Below are 21,597 nucleotides of genomic sequence, written 5' to 3' on the forward strand. Positions count from 1 at the left end.
CCATGCTCATCGGTAGTTATTCCCTTACGCTGGTTTTCATATCGCTCTGTGTGGCGATACTTGCCTCTTATACCGCGCTCGACCTCACCGGTCGCATCGCCACGGCCAAGGGTCGGGCGGTGCATCTATGGACGGCGGGCGGCGCTTTCGCGATGGGTATCGGCGTGTGGTCGATGCATTTCATCGGCATGCTCGCGTTCACATTGCCGATCGATCTGGGCTACGACGTTACTCTCACGGCGCTCTCCCTGTTGATTGCGGTCCTGTCCTGCGGTTTTGCTCTGTGGCTGGTCAGCCAGCCACAACTGCCAGCCTGGCAACTGGCGTTCGGCGCGCTGGTGATGGGCGCTGGCATCAGTGCCATGCATTACACCGGCATGGCCGCCATGCGCATGCAGCCGGGCATCGATTACGACCCTGCACTGTTTAGCGCGTCGTTGCTCATCGCCGTTGGCGCGTCGGGTGCAGCGTTATGGATCGCTTTTCGTCTGCGCCGGCACGCACCTTATGTCCGCCTGATCCGCGGCGGTGCAGCAGTGATCATGGGCATTGCCATCGTCGGCATGCACTACACCGGCATGGCCGCGGCCCGTTTTGCCGATGGCAGTTTCTGTGGCGCGGCGGCCGATGGCCTGAACGGTGAGGGCCTGGACAATCTTGTGCTGATCACCACCCTCGCGGTGTTGAGTATCGCCTTGCTGACCTCGATCCTCGATGCACGCCTGGAGGCTCGCACCGCGGACCTCGCTCAATCGCTGACCGAAGCCAATCGCGAACTCACCCAACTGGCGCTGCACGACACCCTCACCGGGCTGCCGAACCGAGTATTGCTGTCCGACCGTATCGATCAGGCGATGTCGAGGGTGAAGGAGCAGGGCGGCTGTTTTGCGTTGATGTTCATTGATCTGGACGGCTTCAAACCGGTCAACGATGCCTTTGGACACCACATGGGCGACCAGTTGCTGCGTGAGGTCGGCCTGCGCCTGCGTGAAGATTTGCGCAGCCAGGACACCCTGGCGCGAATCGGTGGCGATGAATTTGTGCTGCTGGTGCAGCTCGCCGAGCCGAATGACGCGCTGAATCTGGCGGCGCGACAGGTGGGGCTGATCGCGCGCTCGTTCCGGGTCGCGGAGCATGACTTGCAGATTTCCGCCAGCGTCGGCATCGCGCTCTATCCCGGTAACGGTGAGACTGCCGAGGAATTGCTGATGAACGCCGACGCCGCGATGTACCACGCCAAGGGTGCCGGCAAAAACGGTCATCGCTTCTTTGATGCCTCGATGAACAGCAACGCGCGCAAACAGCTGCAATTGCTGCAAGACCTGCGCAACGCTGTCGATCAGCAGCAGTTCAGTCTCTATTACCAACCCAAGTTCGACGCTGGCAATGGTCGACCGGTGGGCGCCGAGGCATTGCTGCGCTGGGAGCACCCGACCCAGGGCATGCTGCAGCCGGACAGCTTCATCGATCTTGCGGAGAAGACCGGGCTGATCATTCCGATCGGCGAATGGGTGCTCAACGAAGCCTGCCGTCAGATGCGCGAGTGGTATGTGCTCGGTTACACCGACTGGCGCATCGCGGTGAACCTCTCGGCCTTGCAGTTCTGCCACGCCGGGTTGGTCCAGAGCGTCGCCAAGGCCTTGGCCACTCATCATTTGCCGGCCAACAGCCTGACCCTGGAAATCACCGAAACCACTGCCATGAGCGACGCCGATGCGAGCATGACGGTGCTGCAGGAACTCTCGGAAATGGGCGTCGACCTGTCCATCGATGATTTTGGCACCGGTTATTCGAGTTTGATGTACCTCAAGCGCCTGCCGGCCAATGAATTGAAGATTGATCGGGGATTCGTCCGCGATCTGGAACACGACAGCGACGACGCAGCCATCGTCTCGGCCATCGTCGTCCTCGGCCAGGCGCTTGGCTTGCGGATCGTCGCCGAAGGTGTGGAAACCGATGTCCAGCAAGACTTCCTGACCCAACTGGGCTGCGACTCGTTGCAGGGTTACCTGCTGGGGCATCCGCTGCCTGCTGATCGATTCATGGCCGATATTCATCGTGGGGAGCAATTGGCTACTGGCTGATGGACCCCTGTGGCAAGCCCCCTCGCCACAGGTTTGTGTCATTGGAATTGACGCAGGTTCATGCAAAACCGCGCAATGGCGGTTATTCTTGGCCCCGACTGCATACGCTTGTAACGGGGGAAATGCCAGCATGGACAAAGTCATCGTCATCACCGGCGGCAGCCGTGGAATTGGCGCCGCTACGGCCCTGTTGGCCGCTGAGCTTGGCTATCGGATCTGTATCAACTATCAGTCCGACGAACAGGCGGCGCACAGTGTGCTGGAACAAGTCCGCGCACTCGGCGCCCAGGCCATTGCCGTGCGTGCCGATGTCAGCATCGAAGACGAAGTGATCGGTCTGTTCCACCGCGTAGACACCGAACTGGGTCGGGTCACGGCGCTGGTGAACAACGCCGGCACTGTCGGGCAAAAGTCGCGGATCGACGAAATGTCCGAATTCCGTATTCTGAAAATCCTCAAGACCAACGTCCTGGCACCGATCCTTTGCGCCAAACACGCGATCCTGCGCATGTCGCCCAAACATGGCGGGCAGGGTGGCAGCATCGTCAACGTGTCGTCGGTCGCAGCCCGCTTGGGCGCCCCCAGCGAATATGTCGACTACGCAGCGTCCAAAGGCGCGCTGGACACCTTCACCATCGGCCTGTCGAAGGAAGTGGCGGGCGAGGGTATTCGCGTCAACGCCGTGCGACCGGGTTACATCTACACCGATTTCCATGCATTGAGCGGTGATCCGGACCGGGTCAGCAAGCTGGAGTCGGCGATCCCGATGGCTCGGGGTGGGCGGCCGGATGAAGTGGCGGAGGCGATTGTTTGGTTGTTGTCGGATAAGGCTTCTTATGCGACGGGGACTTTCGTCGACCTGGGGGGCGGGCGTTAATCCCGGGATTTGCTTTGTCTGTTCTGGCCTCTTCGCGAGCAAGCCCGCTCCCACAGGGGGACGGTAATGTTCACAAATGTTGTGTTCACATCCGTCCACTGTGGGAGCGGGCTTGCTCGCGAAGGCGATAGCCCAGACAACATCAAACCTTCAGAACGACCGCACAATCCGCCCCAACGTCTCCATCGCCTTCTCCGAATCTTCAGTCCAAGGGCTGCCATAATTCAGCCGAATACAATTCCTGAACCGCTGGGTCGGTGAAAAGATCGGCCCCGGCGCAATGCTGATCCCTTGCGCCAATGCCATCTGAAACAACTTTAATGAATCCATCTGCGGCGGCAGTTCCAGCCACAAAAAGTAGCCCCCTGCCGGCTGACTGACGCGCGTCTGCGCCGGGAAGTAACGGGCGATGGCGGCGAGCATGGCGCTTTGCTGTTCTTCCAGGGCATAACGCAGTTTGCGCAGATGCCGGTCGTAGCCGCCGTGTTGCAGGTAATCGGCGATGGCGGCCTGGGCGGGCATCGAGGCGCAGAGCGAGGTCATCAGCTTCAGGCGTTCGATTTTCTGCGCATACCGCCCAGCGGCGACCCAGCCGATGCGGTAACCGGGGGCCAGGCTCTTGGCGAACGAACCGCAATGCATCACCAACCCTTCGGTATCGAAAGCCTTGGCCGGTTTTGGCGCCTGTTGGCCGTAATAGAGCTCGGCGTAGACGTCGTCTTCGATCAGCGGCACCTGATGGTTGCGCAACAGCTCCACCAGCTCCTGCTTCTTCGCTTCGGGCATGGTCGAGCCCATGGGGTTCTGGAAACTGGTCATGCACCAGCAGGCTTTGATCGGGTGCCGTTCCAGGGTCTGGGCGAGAACGCCGAGGTCGATGCCGTCTCGCGGGTGGACGGGAATTTCCACTGCTTTGAGCTTCAGCCGCTCCAGCACTTGCAGGCTGGCGTAGAACGCCGGGGCTTCGATGGCCACCAGATCGCCGGGTTCGGTGACCGCTTGCAGGCACAGGTTCAGGGCTTCGAGGGCGCCGTTGGTGATCAGCAACTCTTCCATGGGCAACATCAGCCCGCCGACCATGTAGCGCAGGGCTATTTGTCGACGCAGTTGCGGGTTACCCGGCGACATGTCGGTGACCACCATGCGCGGGTCCATCTCGCGGGCGGCACTGGCCAGCGAGCGGGACAGGCGTTGCAGCGGGAACAGCGTGGGGCTGGGGAACGCCGAACCGAAGGGCACGGTGTTCGGATCCTTGATCGAGTCCAGCACCGAGAACACCAGTTCGCTGACGTCGACTTCGGTGGACTCGTTGACCTGGCTGCTGATCACCGGCTCCGAGAACGGGCTCGGTGCATGCGCATTGACGAAGTAGCCGGAACGCGGCCGGGCGCGGATCAGGCCCCGGCGTTCGAGCAGGTAATAGGCCTGGAACACGGTGGACGGGCTGACGCCGTAGGTCTGACTGGCGTAGCGCACCGATGGCACCCGCTGGCCGGGACCGAGGACGCCGGAGCGGATCAGTTCAGCGATGTCGTCGGCGAATTTTTCGTAGCGTTTCATTTAAGTCCCGGTTTGGAGCGCTATTGGGCAAATGGAGCTTATGTGGCGAGGGGGCTGCATCTTAAAGGCTCAACGGTTCATCGGCGCAACAAACCGGCTCTTGGCCACGCTGTAGATGTCCGGCTCATCGCTGTCGACAATCTTGAAACTGATGGTCTGCGAGCTGCTGCTCGGGCGATCCGTGGTCATGGCCACCGACACCGGTACGTCGACGATCTCACCGGGGGCCAGGCTCAGTTCGGTCTTGCCTTGCAACTGGAAGCCGTCGCCATCGACCAGTGTCAATTGATAATCCTGACGTTGCTGGGTCTTGTTGATGACCTTCAGGCTGTAGATGTTTTCGATCTGGCCTTCACTGTTCTCGCGGAACAGGCCACGGTCCTTGCTCACGTCCAGCGACACCATCGGCCGTTCCACCAGCGCCAGGGCAAGGGCGCCGATCATCACCAGCAGCACCGCGCTGTAGCCGATCAGTCGCGGGCGCAGTAGGTGGGTCTTGCCACCCTGCAACTCATGCTCCGAGGTGTAGCTGATCAACCCACGGGCATAACCCATTTTGTCCATGATCGAATCACAGGCGTCGATGCACGCGGCGCAACCGATGCATTCCATCTGCAAACCGTCGCGAATATCGATGCCGGTTGGGCAGACCTGCACGCACAATTGGCAATCAATGCAATCCCCCAGCCCGACATCGGTGGGTTTGACGTCACGTTTGCGCGGGCCACGGTTTTCGCCGCGGGCCACGTCATAGGAAATGGTCAGGGTGTCCTTGTCGAACATCACGCTCTGGAACCGCGCATACGGGCACATGTGCATGCACACCGCTTCGCGCAGCCAACCGGCATTGATGTAAGTGGCCCCGGTGAAGAACAGCACCCAGAACAGGCTGACACCGCCGATTTGCAAAGTCAGCAGTTCTTCAGCCAGGGGGCGGATCGGCGTGAAGTAGCCGACAAACGTCAGGCCGGTGAGCAGGCTGATCGCCAGCCACAGGGTGTGTTTGGCCGAGCGGCGGATCAGTTTGTTCAGGCCCCAGGGTGCAGCTTGCAGCTTGATCCGTTGGTTGCGCTCGCCTTCGGTGAGCTTCTCGCACCACATGAAGATCCACGTCCAGGAACTCTGCGGGCAGGTGTAACCGCACCAGACCCGGCCTGCGAACACGGTGATCGCAAACAGGCCGAACGCGGCAATGATCAGCAGCGCCGAAAGCAGAATGAAGTCCTGTGGCCAGAAGGTGGCGCCGAAGATGTGGAATTTGCTTTCGCAAAGGTCCCAGAGCACTGCCTGGCGGCCACCCCAGTTCAGCCACACCGTGCCGAAGAACAGCAGAAACAGAAACCCCGCGCCGCTCATGCGCAGGGTGCGGAACAAACCCGTGAAGCTGCGGGTATGGATCAGGTTGTCGCTGGACTTTGCCTTTATCTTTGGACGCAAAGGCTCGAACGTTTCAACGGTTCGGACGGGGATTCTATCGCTCATGGTCTTTCGCTCATCAGCCTCCATCAGGCCTGAGCACTATGACCAGCGATCTGTTTGCATAACAGACTCAGCTATAGCAATAAAAAGCGGATCAGATGAGTTTCTGGCACTCGCCTGCGACAACTTGATGCACCCGCAACGGCAGGCCGCAAACGCCTATGCCAGGTGTTTGCGGCGTGTGTTGATGCGGGTCAGTCAAATCACCGAATCACTGTCCGTGGCCTTCAAATGCCGGCGTTCATCCACTGCGCCTGCTACGGTCAATGCATCGGCTTCTGCTTCGGTGATGTAGATACGCTGGTCGTCGAGGTCGACCGCCGACATGGATTTTTCCCCGTCGGTGATGATGGTCACGTCGGAGCAAAGACGGATTTCTTCGCCGTTTTGGGTGATGAAGAAACAGGTCTGGTTTTCGATGCGCACGGTCATGGAGGCGTCCTTTTTTCGGCGGATTCTGAAGTGTTAGGGCGTATCCGCCGGTCATCGTTCTGTGCAACCGATTAATGGTGGGTGCGGTCCATCCTCTATCGAGTCATTAAATCATCATAAGGACTGCGCCATGGACGCTTGGTGGCATGAGGTTTGGGTGACGCTGCAAGCGGAGTTCGCCGACATTGGCGATGCTTCACAACTGACACGCATTACGGTGCGCTTGCTGATGGCCGCCTTGCTGGGCGGCATTTTGGGTTTCGAGCGTGAGCAAAAGGGCAAGGCCGCCGGGGTTCGCACCCATATGCTGGTGGCGCTGGGCGCGGCGCTGTTTGTGCTGGTGCCGCAGATGTCAGGATCCCAGGCCGATGCCATGAGCCGAGTGGTGCAGGGCGTGATCGCCGGCATCGGGTTTCTTGGCGCCGGGACTATCCTGAAAAACACTGATGGTGATGAGGGCCATGTCAAAGGCCTGACCACCGCCGCCGGTTTGTGGATGACGGCGGCCATTGGTGTTTCGGCCGGAATGGGCCGCGAGGCGACAGCCGTGCTCAGTACGTTGCTGGCATTGGTGATTCTCGGTGTAATGCCTATCGTCGTGCGCCAGTTTGAAAAGGATCGACACCCATAATTTGAGTCTTCATGCAGTTTACGGACTCACGATCTCCGGCGGCTGGGTGCTCGGCGGCTCTTCCCGCGGTGGCGGGCTGGTGCCTGGCGGTTCCTGCTCCGGGATGGGGCCGGGTTCGGTCGGCGGGGTTGGCGGTGTGGGCGGAATCGTCGGCTCATCAATGTTCGGATCGGGTGTCTCGGCGGGGATATGAATACTCATCGAAACAGTCTCCAGTGGCAGATGGCGTGAGTCGTGCTTAAGTTGATTGACCCGTACTCAGGGAATTTGATTCCCCGAAAGACTTGGCAAATCCCTCTGAACTTTTACCGGCGCCTGCTGTTCGGAACTTAAGTGAGTTCATGCCGGGGCAGATCGCTTCGTGTGAACGACGACCAGGCACAAGAGCGTCCTTGGGGCGTTAAGGAGAGATGCTCGATGACCGCTGAGAAACCCACAGAGTTGAGCTACAACCCGCATATACCGCTGTCGCAGGCGTTACTGCTACCGCGGATCGTGATCGAAAACACCATGCCGACCCTCGATGGCGGGCAATTCGCCGTTAAAGCCGTGATTGATCAGGACGTGGTGGTGACCAGCAAAGTGTTTGCCGACGGTCACGACAAAATGGCCGTGCGCATCCGCTGGCGTGCCGACGGCGACGAAGCCTGGCAGAGCGAGGTGATGGCTGAGCTGGGCAATAACGGCTGGCAGGGCCAGTTTCGTGTCAAGAAGCAGGGGCGTTATGTGTTCTGCCTCGAAGCCTGGATCGATCAGTACGCCAGTTTTTGTTATGAACTTGAGAAAAAACACGCCGTCGGCGTTTCGGTCAGCCTGGAATTGCAGGAAGGGCGCTCCCACGTCCAGCAGGCAGCCGAACGTTCCGAGGGCCCGCTCAGTGAACAACTGGCGGCGTTGCACCATGAGTTGTCCGGTCTGCTCGAAACCGAGCAAGTCGCCTTGTTTCTGCACCAACGCAGCGCGGACTTGATGGCCCAGGCCGACCATCGTCCCTTCCTGAGCCTGAGCCCGGAATACCCGGTAGACGTGGAACGCACGCTGGCGCAGTTCGCCAGTTGGTATGAATTGTTTCCGCGCTCGATCACCGATGATCCGGCCCGTCACGGCACTTTTAACGACGTGCATTCGCGGCTGCCGATGATTCAGGACATGGGCTTCGACGTGCTGTATTTCACGCCGATCCACCCGATCGGCCGCAGCTACCGCAAAGGCCCGAACAACTCGCTTATCGCTGGCCCCGACGATCCGGGCAGCCCTTACGCCATCGGCAGCGAAGAGGGTGGGCATGAGGCGATTCACTCGGAACTGGGCACGCGCGAGGACTTTCGCCGACTCGTTGTGGCGGCCGCCGAGCATGGGCTGGAAATCGCTCTCGATTTTGCGATTCAGTGCTCCCAGGATCACCCGTGGCTCAAACAGCACCCGGGCTGGTTCAACTGGCGGCCGGACGGCACGATCAAATACGCCGAGAACCCGCCGAAGAAATACCAGGACATCGTCAACGTCGATTTCTATGCCGTGGACGCGATTCCCAGTCTGTGGATCGAGTTGCGTGACATCGTTGTGGGTTGGGTCAAGGAGGGCGTGAAGCTGTTTCGCGTCGACAATCCTCACACCAAACCATTGCCGTTCTGGCAGTGGCTGATCGCTGATGTGCGGGCGCTGTACCCCGAGGTGATCTTCCTGGCCGAGGCCTTTACCACGCCGGCGATGATGGCGCGCCTGGGCAAGGTCGGTTACTCCCAGAGCTACACCTATTTCACTTGGCGCAACACCAAGAGCGAGCTGGCGACCTATTTAACCGAACTCAACGAATCGCCGTGGCGTGAATGCTACCGGCCGAATTTTTTCGTCAACACGCCGGACATCAACCCGGCGTTCCTGCATGAATCCGGGCGCGCCGGTTTTCTGATTCGTGCCGCACTGGCGACCATGGGCTCTGGCCTATGGGGTATGTACTCGGGTTTTGAACTGTGTGAAGCGGCACCGGTGCCGGGCCGGGAGGAATACCTCAATTCCGAGAAGTACGAGATCCGTCCGCGGGACTTCAATGCACCGGGCAACATCATTGCCGAAATCGCCCAGTTGAACCGCATCCGCCGGCAGAACCCGGCGCTGCACACGCACCTGGGCCTGAAGGTCTATAACGCCTGGAACGACAACATTCTGTACTTCGGCAAACGCAGCGTCGACGGCAGCAATTTCATTTTGGTGGCGGTCAGCCTCGATCCGCATCACGCCCAGGAGGCGAATTTCGAATTGCCGCTGTGGGAAATGGGCCTGCCCGACGATGCTGTCACTCAGGGCGAGGACTTGATGAACGGCCACCGCTGGACCTGGCACGGCAAGTACCAGTTCATGCGGATCGAGCCGTGGCATCTGCCGTTCGGGATTTGGCGGATTACCGTGTAGACGCAGTACCTGTGGGAGCGAGCCTGCTCGCGATGGCTCCTTCAAATTCAACAGACATGTCGACTGATAGAAAGCTATCGCGAGCAGGCTCGCTCCCACAAGGTTGGTGATCGGCTCAGCGGCTTTTTCGAATTCAACAGGAGTTACAAATGGCGAAGAAACCCAGGTCAGCCACCTTTATCAAAGACCCGCTCTGGTACAAGGATGCGGTGATCTACCAAGTTCACGTTAAGTCTTTTTTCGACTCCAACAATGACGGGATCGGCGACTTTCCCGGCCTTATCGCCAAACTCGATTACATTGCCGATCTGGGCGTCAACACCATCTGGCTGTTGCCGTTCTACCCCTCGCCACGACGCGACGATGGCTATGACATCGCCGAATACCGTGGCGTGCACCCTGACTACGGCACCATGGCCGATGCCAAGCGGTTCATTTCCGAGGCCCATAAACGCGGCCTGCGGGTGATTACCGAACTGGTCATCAACCACACCTCGGACCAGCACGCGTGGTTCCAGCGCGCGCGCAAGGCCAAGCCTGGTTCGGCGGCCCGTGACTTCTATGTCTGGTCTGATAACGATCAGAAATACGATGGCACTCGCATCATCTTTCTCGACACCGAAAAATCCAACTGGACCTGGGACCCGGTGGCCGGTCAGTACTTCTGGCACCGTTTCTATTCGCACCAACCGGACCTGAACTTCGACAACCCGCAGGTAATGAAAGCAGTGCTGTCGGTGATGCGTTACTGGCTCGACATGGGCATCGACGGTCTGCGTCTGGACGCGATCCCGTACCTGATCGAGCGCGACGGCACCAACAACGAAAACCTGCCCGAGACCCACGACGTCCTCAAGCAGATCCGTGCCGAGATCGACGCAAACTATCCCGACCGCATGTTGCTGGCCGAGGCCAATCAATGGCCGGAAGACACTCAGCTGTACTTTGGCAACACCGACGCCACTGGCCAGAACGGCGATGAATGCCACATGGCCTTTCACTTCCCGTTGATGCCGCGCATGTACATGGCGCTGGCCCAGGAAGATCGCTTCCCGATCACCGATATCCTGCGCCAGACCCCGGAAATTCCGGCCAACTGCCAGTGGGCGATTTTCCTGCGCAACCACGATGAGCTGACCCTGGAAATGGTCACCGACCGGGAGCGCGATTACCTGTGGAATTACTATGCCGCCGACCGTCGGGCGCGGATCAACCTGGGGATTCGCCGGCGGCTGGCGCCATTGATGGAACGTGATCGTCGTCGCGTGGAATTGCTCAACAGTTTGCTGCTGTCGATGCCCGGTACGCCGACCCTGTATTACGGCGATGAAATCGGCATGGGCGACAACATCTACCTCGGCGATCGCGACGGTGTGCGCACGCCGATGCAGTGGTCGATCGACCGCAACGGCGGTTTTTCCCGCGCCGACCCGGCCAGCCTGGTGCTGCCGCCGATCATGGACCCGCTCTACGGCTATCTGTCGGTCAACGTCGAAACCCAGGCCGGCGACCCTCATTCATTGTTGAACTGGAACCGGCGCCTGCTCGCGGTGCGCAAGCAGTCCAAGGCCTTCGGTCGCGGGACGCTGAAGATGCTCTCGCCGAGCAATCGACGGATTCTGGCTTATACCCGCGAATTCACCGGCCCGGACGGCAAGCACGAAATTATTCTGTGCGTGGCCAACGTATCCCGTAGCGCGCAAGCGGCGGAACTGGATCTGTCGGCTTATGTCGGCATGGTTCCGGTGGAGATGCTTGGCGGCAATGCGTTCCCGCCCATCGGCCAGTTGAATTTCCTGCTGACGCTGGCACCTTACGGTTTCTATTGGTTCGGGCTGGCGGCGGAAAACCAAATGCCCAGCTGGCACGTGGAGCCGGCACAAAGCCTGCCGGACTTCACCACCCTGGTGCTGAAAAAACGCATGGAAGAGCTGCTCGAAGCGCCGTCCCGCCACACCCTGGAACAGGGCATCCTGCCGAGCTGGTTGCAAAACCGCCGCTGGTACGCCGGCAAGGACGGCATCATCGACAACGTCAACCTCGCTTACGGCGTGCGCTTTGGCGACCCGCAGCATCCCGTGCTATTGGGTGAAATCGACGTCACCAGCGGCGGTCAGACCAGCCGCTATCAGTTGCCATTCGGTTTTATCTCCGAGGAGCAAGTCGGCGCGGCGTTGCCGCAGCAATTGGCGCTGGCCAGGGTCCGGCGCGGGCGTCAGGTCGGTTTGATCACCGATGCCTTCAGCCTCGACAGCTTTGTTCATGCCGTGTTGCAGGGCATGCAGGCCGGCACGGTGTTGTCATCCGACGGTGGCGAGATCCGCTTCGAGCCGACCGACGAACTGACCAGGCTTGGCCTGACAGCCGAGTCGGAGGTGCGCTACCTGTCCGCCGAGCAATCCAACAGTTCGGTAGTGATCGGCAGCAGCCTGGTGCTGAAACTGATCCGCAAGGTCGCGACAGGGGTACACCCGGAACTGGAAATGAGTGCGTACCTGACCCATGCCGGTTTCCAGAATATTTCGCCGCTGCTGGGCGCGGTCATTCGCCGTAACGCGGCAGGCGAGGACACGCTGTTGATGATCGCCCAAGGCTACTTGAGCAATCAGGGCGACGCGTGGGAGTGGACCCAGAACAACCTCGAACGGGCTCTTCGCGACGAACTTGCGGATGCTGTCTCGGAACAGGAGCAGCACTACAACGCCCTTGGCGAGCTAAAGGATTTTGCCGGCATGCTCGGCCAGCGTCTGGGGGAAATGCATCAGGTGCTGGCGGCCCCGAGCGCCAACCCGGATTTCGCTCCACAGGTCACCACCCAGAAAGATGCCCTGGCCTCGGCCAAGGACGTGGCGGCGCAACTGGAACATGCCCTGAAGTTACTCAAGCAGCATCAGACTGAACTGAACGCCGAGGATCAGGCATTGGTCAGTCGCTTGCTGGACAACAAAAAATCCATCCTCAGCCATGTCCAGGAACTGGGTAAAAAGGCTGCTGGCGGTTTGCGTATCCGCGTCCATGGTGACTTGCACCTGGGGCAGGTGCTGGTGATCAAGGGCGATGCCTACCTGATCGATTTCGAGGGCGAGCCGGCGCGGCCGCTGCATGAGCGCCGCGGTAAACACAGCCCTTATAAAGATGTCAGCGGCGTATTGCGCTCCTTCGATTACGCCGCGGCGATGACAATCAACGTGCATAACGTCGATAACACCGCCGAGGCCCAAGCCGCGCGTCAACGGGTCGCCGATCGTTATCTGAGGGAAGCGCGGCAAGCATTTGTCGACGCTTATCGGCTGGCGGCAGCTAGTCTTGCTCATGCATGGCAAGATCCCGAAGGCGAAGACGCCGCGCTGGCGTTGTTCGGTCTGGAGAAGGCGGCTTATGAAGTGGCCTATGAGGCTGAAAATCGCCCCACTTGGCTGCCCGTGCCGTTGCACGGTCTGTACGGGTTATTGAGTGGGCTCAAACCCTTTTCCGATCTTGGTGGAGAGTAGTCATGAGTATCTCGAACAAGGAACAGGGGCATGTGGGACAGGCGCTGCTACCCAGGGCGCGGGATATCGATGCGTTGGTACGCGCCGAGCACCAAGACCCCTTTGCAATTCTCGGCCCGCATGGCGATGGCGCCGGCGGGCAGTTCATTCGAGCCTATCTACCGGACGCCTTGAGCGTGCAGGTGGTGGACAAAGAGTCCGGGGAGGAACTCGGCAGCCTTGAGACCACCCAAACCCCGGGGCTGTTCGTCGGGCACTTCGAGGGGGCCCGGCCCTATCTGTTGCGAACCCGTTGGGCCGGTGGCGAGCAACTCGCCGAGGACCCTTACAGCTTTGGCCCGTTACTCGGCGAGATGGATTTGTACCTGTTCGCCGAGGGCAATCACCGCGACCTGAGCAGTTGCCTCGGCGCGCAGCTGAAGACGGTCGATGGCGTGGATGGCGTGCGCTTCGCCGTGTGGGCGCCGAATGCCAGAAGGGTTTCGGTGGTCGGTGATTTCAACGTCTGGGACGGTCGTCGGCATCCAATGCGTCTGCGCCACCCTACCGGGGTCTGGGAGTTGTTCATTCCGCGCCTGCAAGCGGGGGAGGCCTACAAATACGAAATCCTCGGTGCCCACGGCATTCTGCCGCTCAAGGCCGACCCGATGGCCCTTGCCACCGCTTTGCCACCGGACACGGCATCGAAAGTCGCCTCACCGCTGAAAATCGACTGGCAGGACCACGCCTGGATGCAGTCGCGGGGCGAGCGTCAGCGAACCAGCGCACCGTTGTCGATCTACGAGTTGCACGCCGGTTCCTGGCAATGCGAGCTGGATGACCTGGGCGAGGTCGCCCGTCAGTACACCTGGCCCGAGTTGGCCGAGCGGCTGATTCCTTATGTGAAGGAGCTGGGTTTCACCCACATCGAACTGATGCCGATCATGGAGCATCCGTTCGGTGGCTCCTGGGGTTATCAACTGTTGTCGCAATTCGCCCCGAGCGCCCGTTACGGCACGCCGGATGACTTCGCCGCGTTCGTCAATGCCTGTCACCAGGCCGAGATCGGCGTGATCCTCGATTGGGTGCCGGCGCATTTCCCCACCGATACCCACGGCCTGGCGCAGTTCGACGGCACCGCGTTGTATGAGTACGGCAACCCGCAGGAAGGTTTTCACCAGGATTGGGACACGCTGATCTACAACCTGGGCCGCACCGAGGTGCATGGCTACATGCTGGCGTCGGCGTTGCACTGGCTCAGGCATTTCCACGTCGATGGCCTGCGCGTGGATGCAGTGGCGTCGATGCTGTATCGCGATTACTCGCGCAAGGCCGGCGAATGGGTACCCAACCGTCACGGCGGTCGGGAGAATCTGGAAGCCATTGATTTCGTCCGCCATCTCAACGATGTGGTGGCCCTGGAAACGCCGGGCGCGTTGGTGATTGCCGAAGAATCCACGGCGTGGCCGGGTGTCAGCCAGAGCACGCAACAGGGTGGGCTGGGTTTTGCCTATAAATGGAACATGGGCTGGATGCACGATTCACTGCATTACATTCAGCAGGATCCGGTGTACCGCGCCCATCATCACAACGAGCTGAGTTTCGGCCTGGTGTATGCCTGGTCCGAGCGCTTCATCCTGCCGATTTCTCACGATGAAGTGGTGCATGGCAAGCATTCGCTGATCGACAAGATGCCCGGCGATCGCTGGCAGAAGTTTGCCAACCTGCGGGCTTATCTGAGTTTCATGTGGACGCATCCCGGCAAGAAACTGTTGTTCATGGGCTGCGAATTCGGCCAGTGGCGAGAGTGGAATCACGATCAGCAACTGGACTGGTATTTGCTGCAGTACCCGGAACACCAAGGGGTGCGCAAACTGGTCGGTGACCTGAATCGGTTGTATCGCGAAGAGCCGGCACTGCATGATCAGGACGATGCCCCACAAGGCTTCCAGTGGTTGATTGGCGACGATGCGGTCAACAGCGTCTACGCCTGGCTGCGCTGGAGCAAGGACGGGCGGCCGGTGTTGGTGGTGGCCAACTTTACCCCGGTGCCGCGACAGGCCTACCGCGTCGGCGTACCGTTTGCCGGGCGTTGGGTCGAGTTGATCAACAGCGATGCGGACACCTATGCCGGGTCCAACTACGGTAACGGCGGCGGGGTGTTCACCGACGAAGAACCGAGCCATGGCCAGGCGCTCTCACTGGAGTTGAACCTGCCGCCGTTGGCAGTGTTGATTTTGCGTCCGGAGGGTTGATCTAAAACCGCGTCGCTCCATTCGCGAGCAAGCCCGCTCCCACATTGGTTTTGTGTACGACGACAATCCAATGTGGGAGCGGGCTTGCTCGCGAAGGGGCCAGACCGAACAAAGCGCTTCTTGAATCATGCACTCACCAACGCATCCGCACCCCAAGGCTGCCAATCAGCCCGTTCAAATCATTGTCATCCACATCACTGCTGTAATCGGCACTGACATAAAAGCTGACCAAAGGCGTCACTCTGGCCACCAAACCCAGACCCACATCCACCGTCGAGGATTTGCGACTGCTGCTGATTTTGTCGACCTGATCCAGGCTCACGGTATTGCCGGTGTACACCGTGTGCCACACATTGGTGCGCACATACGGTTCGACGGGCAGGCCGTTAATATCGTAACTGCCTTTCAAGCGTGCACCGACACGACCACTCCAGGACGTCAAGTCGCTGGATGACGCATTACCAGAACCGGCATAGGGCGTATCCAGCGTAATGCGTTGATTGATCAATTGTGCCTGGGGTTCGATCACCCAGTTATTACCCAGACCAATCGGGAAACCACCTTCCACCGACAACGTCACCGCGCTGCCTTCGGCGGCTTGTCGCGCGCCTTGGTCATTGCGGCTGTAACCGTTGACCCGGCCACCGCTGGCCGACAAGTCCACGTGCCAGCCTTGCGGGCCGGTCAGGCTCCAGTAGGCGCCGAGACTTTGGCCTTGAAGGTTGAGCGTGTCATGGCCGGGGTCGGCAAGGGCGCGACTGGTCAGCAGGCCGTTGTCATTGCCCTGGAATTGGGTGGTGCCGCCGATCAGTCCAACCCGTTGGGTATGGCCGCTGTTGCTTTCTACGGTCAGCACCGCCGGGCCTTTGAATTCGCTGGCGCCGGGGATAGAAGAACCCTGGGCCAGAGAGTCGGTTTGGGCCTGCCGTGAGGTCTTTCCGTAGACGTGGTCCCAGGCTGAAGGCGAGGCATCTTCAACCGTCAGGCGTGAATTTTGTAAGTCTGGATTGACGCGTGAACGGCCGGGATAGGGGGGGGCGCCGGCAGGTAAGGTGAGGCCAGGTAACTCCTGGTTATACAAAGGGGTTGTTTCGTCCTCGGCAGACGCGGCCTGCACCTCCATGGATGAGCACAGCAGTAATGAACTCGTGACCGTGCAAAAAGTGACTCTGATCTCTTGTGGGGTGAACGAAGTTTTCATGGGGGTCTACCTTGCAATCGCATGCGTATCTCGCTTTGGCGTCTCTCCTACCCCGAATGAGGGGCGACCGAATGGATTGAGGCAAGGTCAGACCCGCCCGTTTTTACAGGAGTCTGGAGGCTTGCCCCTGATGGATTTCCGGGGGTAGTAAGCACTAGCTAAGAAGACTGCTGACGCTGCGTCAAGAAAGTGGCCGATAAGCGGTAAGTCTATTTTAGGCTTTGTAAGTGACTGATTTTTGGCGCGTATATAAGTTGTTGTTTGTGCAAAAAATCATCCAGAAAGGCGCGAGCCAGACGCGTTGGGTAGGGGGCTATCGGTTGTTTGGCGGATGATCCAGTGCAGGATAAACAAACGGCGTCGGCGCGCCATTGCTGTCATTTTTTCTGTCAGAGTTGGCAGTCCTTGGCGACTGCCATTTGACGGTGTTACAGGCGCACTTCCACCGCCAGCGGTAAATGGTCCGACAGATGCGTCCAGGGTTTGTGGCCGAGTATTCGCGGCTCATGACTGCTGGCATTACGCAGGTAGATCCGGTCCAGGCGCAGCAGGGGAAAACGCGCCGGGTAAGTTTTCGCCGGCCGGCCATGATGGCGTTCAAAGGCTTCATGCAGGTAGTCGCGTCGGGCGAGGGCGGCATTGCCTTGCAACTGCCAGTCGTTGAAGTCGCCGGCAATAATCACCGGGGCGTCATCGGGCAACGACTCAAGCAAGAGGCAGAGCAACTGCAACTGGAGTTGTCGATGGCTTTCCAACAGGCTCAGGTGCACGCAGATGGCATGCACTTCGGCATGCCCCGGCACATCCAGCACACAGTGCAACAACCCACGCCGCTCGGGGCCGGTGATCGAGACGTCGAGGTTGCGAAATTCGCGGATCGGGTATTTCGACAGCAGGGCATTGCCGTGGTGGCCGTCGGGGTAGACCGCGTTGCGACCGTAAGCGAAATCACTCCACATGCTGTCGGCCAGGAACTCGTATTGCGAGGTCTGTGGCCAATCGTTGTAACGGGAAGAATGCCGGTCGTGCTCACCGACTACTTCCTGCAGAAACACCAGGTCTGCCGACGTGCTGCGTACCGCTTCACGCAGTTCCGGGAGGATGAAACGCCGGTTGAGGGCAGTGAAGCCTTTGTGGGTGTTGACCGTCAGCACTCTCAGTCGATGAATCGCCGGAGGCGTGTTCGGTGGCATTGATTCGACGGCCTGTCGTTCGGCATCGCTGGTCACGTTCACTCCTCTGAATCAGGGCTGCTGTTTCCATGCGACTGATACACGGACGAGCAGTTCAGTTTGAGCGACGCCAATCCAATGTGGGAGCGGACTACTGTGGCGAGGGGGCTTTTGTGGCGAGGGGGCTTGCCCCCGTTGGGTCGCGAAGCGGCCCCAAAAGCTTTGCGACTGCTTCGCAGCCGAACGGGGCGATGCGGCGTTCCGACAAGCCCCCTCGCCTAAGGCACTCCCCGAATGATTCATACAAACACAATTTCATACGGCAATCGCATGCGCTCCAGTATCACCGGGGGCAGCATTGGGGCGATGCCGATTGCCGGCTCGCCGGCGAGTTGGCTGGCGTAGGCGTAGGTGGCGTGGCTTTTGCGCGCGACGGTCCAGTTGTCGAGGCGTACCTTGCGTGCGCGATGCCAAGGGATCAGCCCGTGATCGCGTGTCGGCCAATGCCAGGCCCAGACCGGTATTTCGTTGAGCGTCGCGCCGACCAGCGCCGCGGCCCTGGCGCAGGCCCGGCCGACGGCATCGTGGTCGAGGTTGCCGTCTTCGCGCCAGGTGCTGAACACCACATCGCCAGGGCGCAGGTAGCGGACGATGAATTGGATCAATTCAGACTCCCGCTCACCCAACCCGCTGTCGGTGAAGCCGCCGCGAATCCATTTCAGGCTGTGCATCGGCAACCCGAGCCGGCGCAAGGCTTCGACGCTTTCCTGGACGCGGAACACGCTCAGGCGTTTTTCCGACCACTGCCGTGACCCCGGATGACTGGCGCTACCGTCGGTGATCGAGATCAATTGCAGAGGATGACCAAGGGCGCACAGCAATTGCAGCAGGCCACCGCAGGTCACCACTTCATCGCCGGGATGCGGCGCGATGACTACCGCGCGCGCGCCGGCCGGGACCAGCGTTTCGGTGTTGATGACAGGGATATTGTCCAGTTGCGGGGCGCTGTTCCAGATCTGCGCTGGCAAACTGTTTTCAGTGATGGAAACCGATTTCATAGGCGCTACTTCCTTGTTCTGTCTTGCCCTCAGTCATGCGCATTACTTGCAGGGAGCAAGCCCGGCAGACCCGTGAAGGCGGGGTAAATAGCAGTTGCAGCGCTCCGAACCCTGGATTGCTGCGGGCAGAGTATTGCTCATGGAACGCTATTCGTCGCCCCAGCCTTTGGTCGGATACGGTTTTTTTAATCCAAGCTGTGTCAGGTGTCGCAAATAGTCAGCAAAAACCTGTGGGAGCGAACCTGCTCGCGATAGCGGTCTGTCAGTCACATTGATGCTGCATGTGCCACCGCTATCGCGAGCAGGCTCGCTCCCACATGGATTGCTTCCTTTTTTACTCGTCTTCTTCGCGCTGCAGTTCGAACAGCAGCAGCGAACGGCCGGTGACTGAATATTCGTGACCGAGCTCGAAACGTTCCTGGCCACGAATCGAGGGTTGATTGGTATCGATCATGCAGGTCCAGAATCCGCCGTCAGGCACTTCCGGTAGCAAGAAGTTGACGATGTCATGGTGGGCGTTGACCACCAGTAGCAGGGTCGCGTCGGCCCCCTTGCGGCGAATGCCGGTTTCCTGGGCGCGGCCATCAAGCAGCATGCCCAGGCAACGACCGTGGCCTTCCTCCCATTGTTCGGTGGACATTTCGCTGCCATCCGGGGCCAGCCAGGTCACGTCCTTGACGCCGATGTCTTCGTTGTAATTGCCTACCAGAAAACGCCCGCGCCGCAGGATCGGATAGGCCAGGCGCAATTTGATCAGGCGTTTGACGAACTTGAGCAGGGCCTTGCCGTCTTCGCTCAGGTCCCAATTGACCCAACCGATCTCGCTGTCCTGGCAATAGGCGTTGTTATTCCCTTCCTGGGTACGGGCGAACTCATCGCCGGCCACCAGCATCGGCGTGCCCTGGGACAGCAGCAACGTGGCGAAGAAGTTGCGCATTTGCCGCTGGCGCAGCTCGTTGATCTCGGGGTCGTCAGTGGGGCCTTCGACTCCGTGGTTCCAGGACAGGTTGTTGTTGCTGCCGTCCTGATTGTTCTCGTCGTTGGCTTCGTTGTGTTTGTCGTTGTACGACACCAGGTCGTTCAGGGTGAAACCGTCGTGGGCGGTGACGAAGTTCACCGAGGCATACGGCCGCCGGCCACGCTGATTGAACATCTCGCCGGAGGCGGTCATGCGACTGGCGAAGTCCGCCAGTTGGCCGTCGTCGCCTTTCCAGAACGCGCGCACGGTGTCGCGGAATTTGTCATTCCACTCAACCCAACCCGGCGGAAAGTTCCCGACTTGATAGCCCCCGGGGCCGCAATCCCAGGCTTCTGCAATCATCTTCACCTGACGCAGCACCGGGTCTTGACGGCAGGCCACGAGAAAGCTGTGACGCTCATCGAAACCGTCGTGGTAGCGGCCAAGAATGGTCGCCAGGTCAAAGCGGAAACCGTCCACATGCATTTCCGTGGCCCAGTAACGCAGGGAGTCGGTGACCATTTGCAGCACGCACGGGTGACTCAAGTCCAGGGTGTTGCCGGTCCCGGAGTCGTTGATGTAGTAGCGCTTGTCGTCGGGCATCAAGCGGTAGTAAGAGGCGTTGTCGATGCCGCGCATCGACAGGGTCGGGCCTTGTTCGTTGCCCTCGGCGGTGTGGTTGTAGACCACGTCGAGGATCACTTCCAGATTGGCCTCGTGCAGGTGCGCGACCATCTCCTTGAATTCGGCGATCTTGCCGCTGGCCAGGTAGCGTGGGTCCGGGGCAAAGAACGCGATGCTGTTGTAACCCCAGTAATTGGTCATGCCTTTGTGTAGCAGATGCTGGTCATTGACGAAGGCATGAATGGGTAGCAATTCCACGGTCGACACGCCGAGCTTGCGGATGTGTTCCAGCACGTCATCGACCATCAACCCGGCGAAAGTGCCGCGCAGATTCTCGGGGACGGAGGGGTGACGCATGCTGATACCGCGTACGTGTGTTTCATAAATGATCGTCTTGTCCCATGGCACACTGACCCGATGGTCATGGCCCCAGGTGTGAGCCGGGTCGATCACTTTGCATTTGGGCACGAAGGGCGCGCTGTCCCGTTCATCGAAACTGAGATCGGCGTCAGGGTGGCCGATGGTGTAGCCAAACAACGCTTCGGACCATTTCAATCGGCCGACCAATTGCTTGGCGTAGGGATCGATCAGCAGCTTGTTGGGGTTGAAGCGATGACCGTTGGCCGGGTCATAAGGACCGTACACGCGATAACCGTAGATCAACCCCGGGTGGGCGTCGGGCAAGTAGCCGTGGTAGATCTCGTCGGTGTATTCCGGTAACTCGATACGCTCGAGTTCCACCTCGCCGGAATCGTCGAAGATGCACAGTTCGACCTTGGTCGCGTTAGCCGAAAACAGCGCGAAATTGACCCCCAGGCCATCCCAGGTCGCGCCTAGCGGGAAGGGCAAGCCTTCACGGATTCGCGAAGCCTCGGCACGAGGTTCGGGCGCGGTTTTCTTTGGACTGCTCATAGTTGCTCCTGCATGGGGTGACGGTACTCGACTGCGATGAACCGTGGCTCTGGTTTTTTTCGAGGGCGAGCGCGCCCTCGGTGGCGAGAGACACGCCACAAATCAAGCGAGGCAAGGCGATAAACGCGTCAGGTCGTTGGCGGTTTGCGCGCAGCGCGTGGCTTTTTCTCGACGTTTTTTTCGCCAAGCGGGGTCACTGTCGAAGCAGAGGATTTGGCTTTGGCCTTGGTTTTGGGTTCGACGCTTTTGGCATTGAGCTTGCCGTCGGGCTTGCCGACCGCGGACTTGGCTCCGAGGCTTTTGCTGCCAGCTTTCGATGACTTGCCAGGTGCCAGCGCTTTGGCTTGGGCTTCAGCGTCGGCCAGTTTGCGGGCCATCTCCCAATGGCGCTCTTCCTGGCCTTCGGGTTTTCCTTCGGATTCCCAGATTTGATAGGCAAATTCGCGGATGCGTTTATCGTCGGTACTCATCG

At 59.8% G+C, this 21,597-nt stretch carries 15 protein-coding genes; 6 read left to right on the top strand and 9 right to left on the bottom strand.

Translation table 11 applies throughout. The annotated features are described in order from the left end of the window. Window positions 1-2 precede the first annotated feature (2 nt). Entirely contained in the window at window positions 3-2,084 is a 2,082-nt protein-coding gene (locus KVG95_RS05070) for a putative bifunctional diguanylate cyclase/phosphodiesterase (protein WP_217854753.1), read from the top strand. Between the two features lie 130 nt (window positions 2,085-2,214). Continuing rightward, entirely contained in the window at window positions 2,215-2,961 is a 747-nt protein-coding gene (locus KVG95_RS05075; RefSeq protein ID WP_052963439.1) for an SDR family oxidoreductase, read from the top strand. Between the two features lie 150 nt (window positions 2,962-3,111). Here KVG95_RS05075 and mapR read toward each other — a convergent pair whose 3' ends face one another. The 3 genes from mapR to KVG95_RS05090 all read right to left on the bottom strand — a co-directional run bounded on the left by mapR (window position 3,112) and on the right by KVG95_RS05090 (window position 6,432). Next, a complete protein-coding gene (gene mapR / locus KVG95_RS05080) occupies window positions 3,112-4,521 on the bottom strand; it encodes a GntR family transcriptional regulator MpaR (RefSeq protein ID WP_217854754.1) in 1,410 nt (469 codons plus the stop codon). A 69-nt stretch (window positions 4,522-4,590) separates the two neighbouring features. Further along, a complete protein-coding gene (ccoG, locus tag KVG95_RS05085) occupies window positions 4,591-6,003 on the bottom strand; it encodes a cytochrome c oxidase accessory protein CcoG (RefSeq protein WP_217854755.1) in 1,413 nt (470 codons plus the stop codon). A gap of 195 nt (window positions 6,004-6,198) precedes the next feature. Then, window positions 6,199-6,432, bottom strand: a complete 234-nt coding sequence (locus KVG95_RS05090) for a DUF3203 family protein (RefSeq protein WP_217854756.1) — start codon at window positions 6,430-6,432, stop codon at window positions 6,199-6,201. Between the two features lie 130 nt (window positions 6,433-6,562). On the opposite strand from KVG95_RS05090, the gene KVG95_RS05095 reads away from it, so the two are divergent. Beyond that, window positions 6,563-7,063: an MgtC/SapB family protein gene (locus KVG95_RS05095; RefSeq protein WP_217854757.1), complete on the top strand. Its 501-nt coding sequence runs from the start codon at window positions 6,563-6,565 to the stop codon at window positions 7,061-7,063. 18 nt (window positions 7,064-7,081) lie between these two features. On the opposite strand, the gene KVG95_RS05100 is transcribed toward KVG95_RS05095, so the two are convergent. Continuing rightward, window positions 7,082-7,264: a hypothetical protein gene (locus tag KVG95_RS05100; RefSeq protein ID WP_217854758.1), complete on the bottom strand. Its 183-nt coding sequence runs from the start codon at window positions 7,262-7,264 to the stop codon at window positions 7,082-7,084. A gap of 216 nt (window positions 7,265-7,480) precedes the next feature. Between KVG95_RS05100 and KVG95_RS05105 the strand changes: the two genes are divergently transcribed. From KVG95_RS05105 to glgB, 3 genes are all read left to right on the top strand, one after another. After that, window positions 7,481-9,475 (top strand): alpha-1,4-glucan--maltose-1-phosphate maltosyltransferase, encoded by a 1,995-nt coding sequence (locus KVG95_RS05105; protein WP_217854759.1) that lies wholly within the window; start codon window positions 7,481-7,483, stop codon window positions 9,473-9,475. A 149-nt stretch (window positions 9,476-9,624) separates the two neighbouring features. Further along, window positions 9,625-12,966, top strand: coding sequence for a maltose alpha-D-glucosyltransferase (gene treS / locus KVG95_RS05110; RefSeq protein WP_217854760.1), 3,342 nt, complete (start codon window positions 9,625-9,627; stop codon window positions 12,964-12,966). A 2-nt stretch (window positions 12,967-12,968) separates the two neighbouring features. Next, entirely contained in the window at window positions 12,969-15,200 is a 2,232-nt protein-coding gene (gene glgB / locus KVG95_RS05115; protein ID WP_217854761.1) for a 1,4-alpha-glucan branching protein GlgB, read from the top strand. Window positions 15,201-15,333: 133 nt separating this feature from the next. On the opposite strand, the gene KVG95_RS05120 is transcribed toward glgB, so the two are convergent. From KVG95_RS05120 to KVG95_RS05140, 5 genes are all read right to left on the bottom strand, one after another. Then, the gene (locus tag KVG95_RS05120) at window positions 15,334-16,401 is read right to left on the bottom strand and encodes an autotransporter domain-containing protein (protein WP_217854762.1); all 1,068 of its coding nucleotides are present in this window, start codon (window positions 16,399-16,401) and stop codon (window positions 15,334-15,336) included. A gap of 428 nt (window positions 16,402-16,829) precedes the next feature. Then, window positions 16,830-17,630, bottom strand: a complete 801-nt coding sequence (locus KVG95_RS05125) for an endonuclease/exonuclease/phosphatase family protein (RefSeq protein WP_052963430.1) — start codon at window positions 17,628-17,630, stop codon at window positions 16,830-16,832. A 242-nt stretch (window positions 17,631-17,872) separates the two neighbouring features. After that, window positions 17,873-18,631 carry a PIG-L deacetylase family protein gene (locus KVG95_RS05130; protein ID WP_217854763.1) on the bottom strand — a complete coding sequence of 253 codons (759 nt, stop codon included), beginning with the start codon at window positions 18,629-18,631 and terminating at the stop codon, window positions 17,873-17,875. 334 nt (window positions 18,632-18,965) lie between these two features. Beyond that, complete coding sequence (gene glgX / locus KVG95_RS05135) at window positions 18,966-21,125, bottom strand: glycogen debranching protein GlgX (RefSeq protein WP_217854764.1); 2,160 nt, start codon at window positions 21,123-21,125, stop codon at window positions 18,966-18,968. Window positions 21,126-21,253: 128 nt separating this feature from the next. Next, entirely contained in the window at window positions 21,254-21,595 is a 342-nt protein-coding gene (locus tag KVG95_RS05140; protein ID WP_217854765.1) for a DUF2934 domain-containing protein, read from the bottom strand. Window positions 21,596-21,597: the final 2 nt, after the last annotated feature.

Origin of the sequence: Pseudomonas farris (assembly GCF_019145235.1) — a bacterium.
Taxonomy (GTDB): Bacteria; Pseudomonadota; Gammaproteobacteria; order Pseudomonadales; family Pseudomonadaceae; genus Aquipseudomonas; species Aquipseudomonas farris.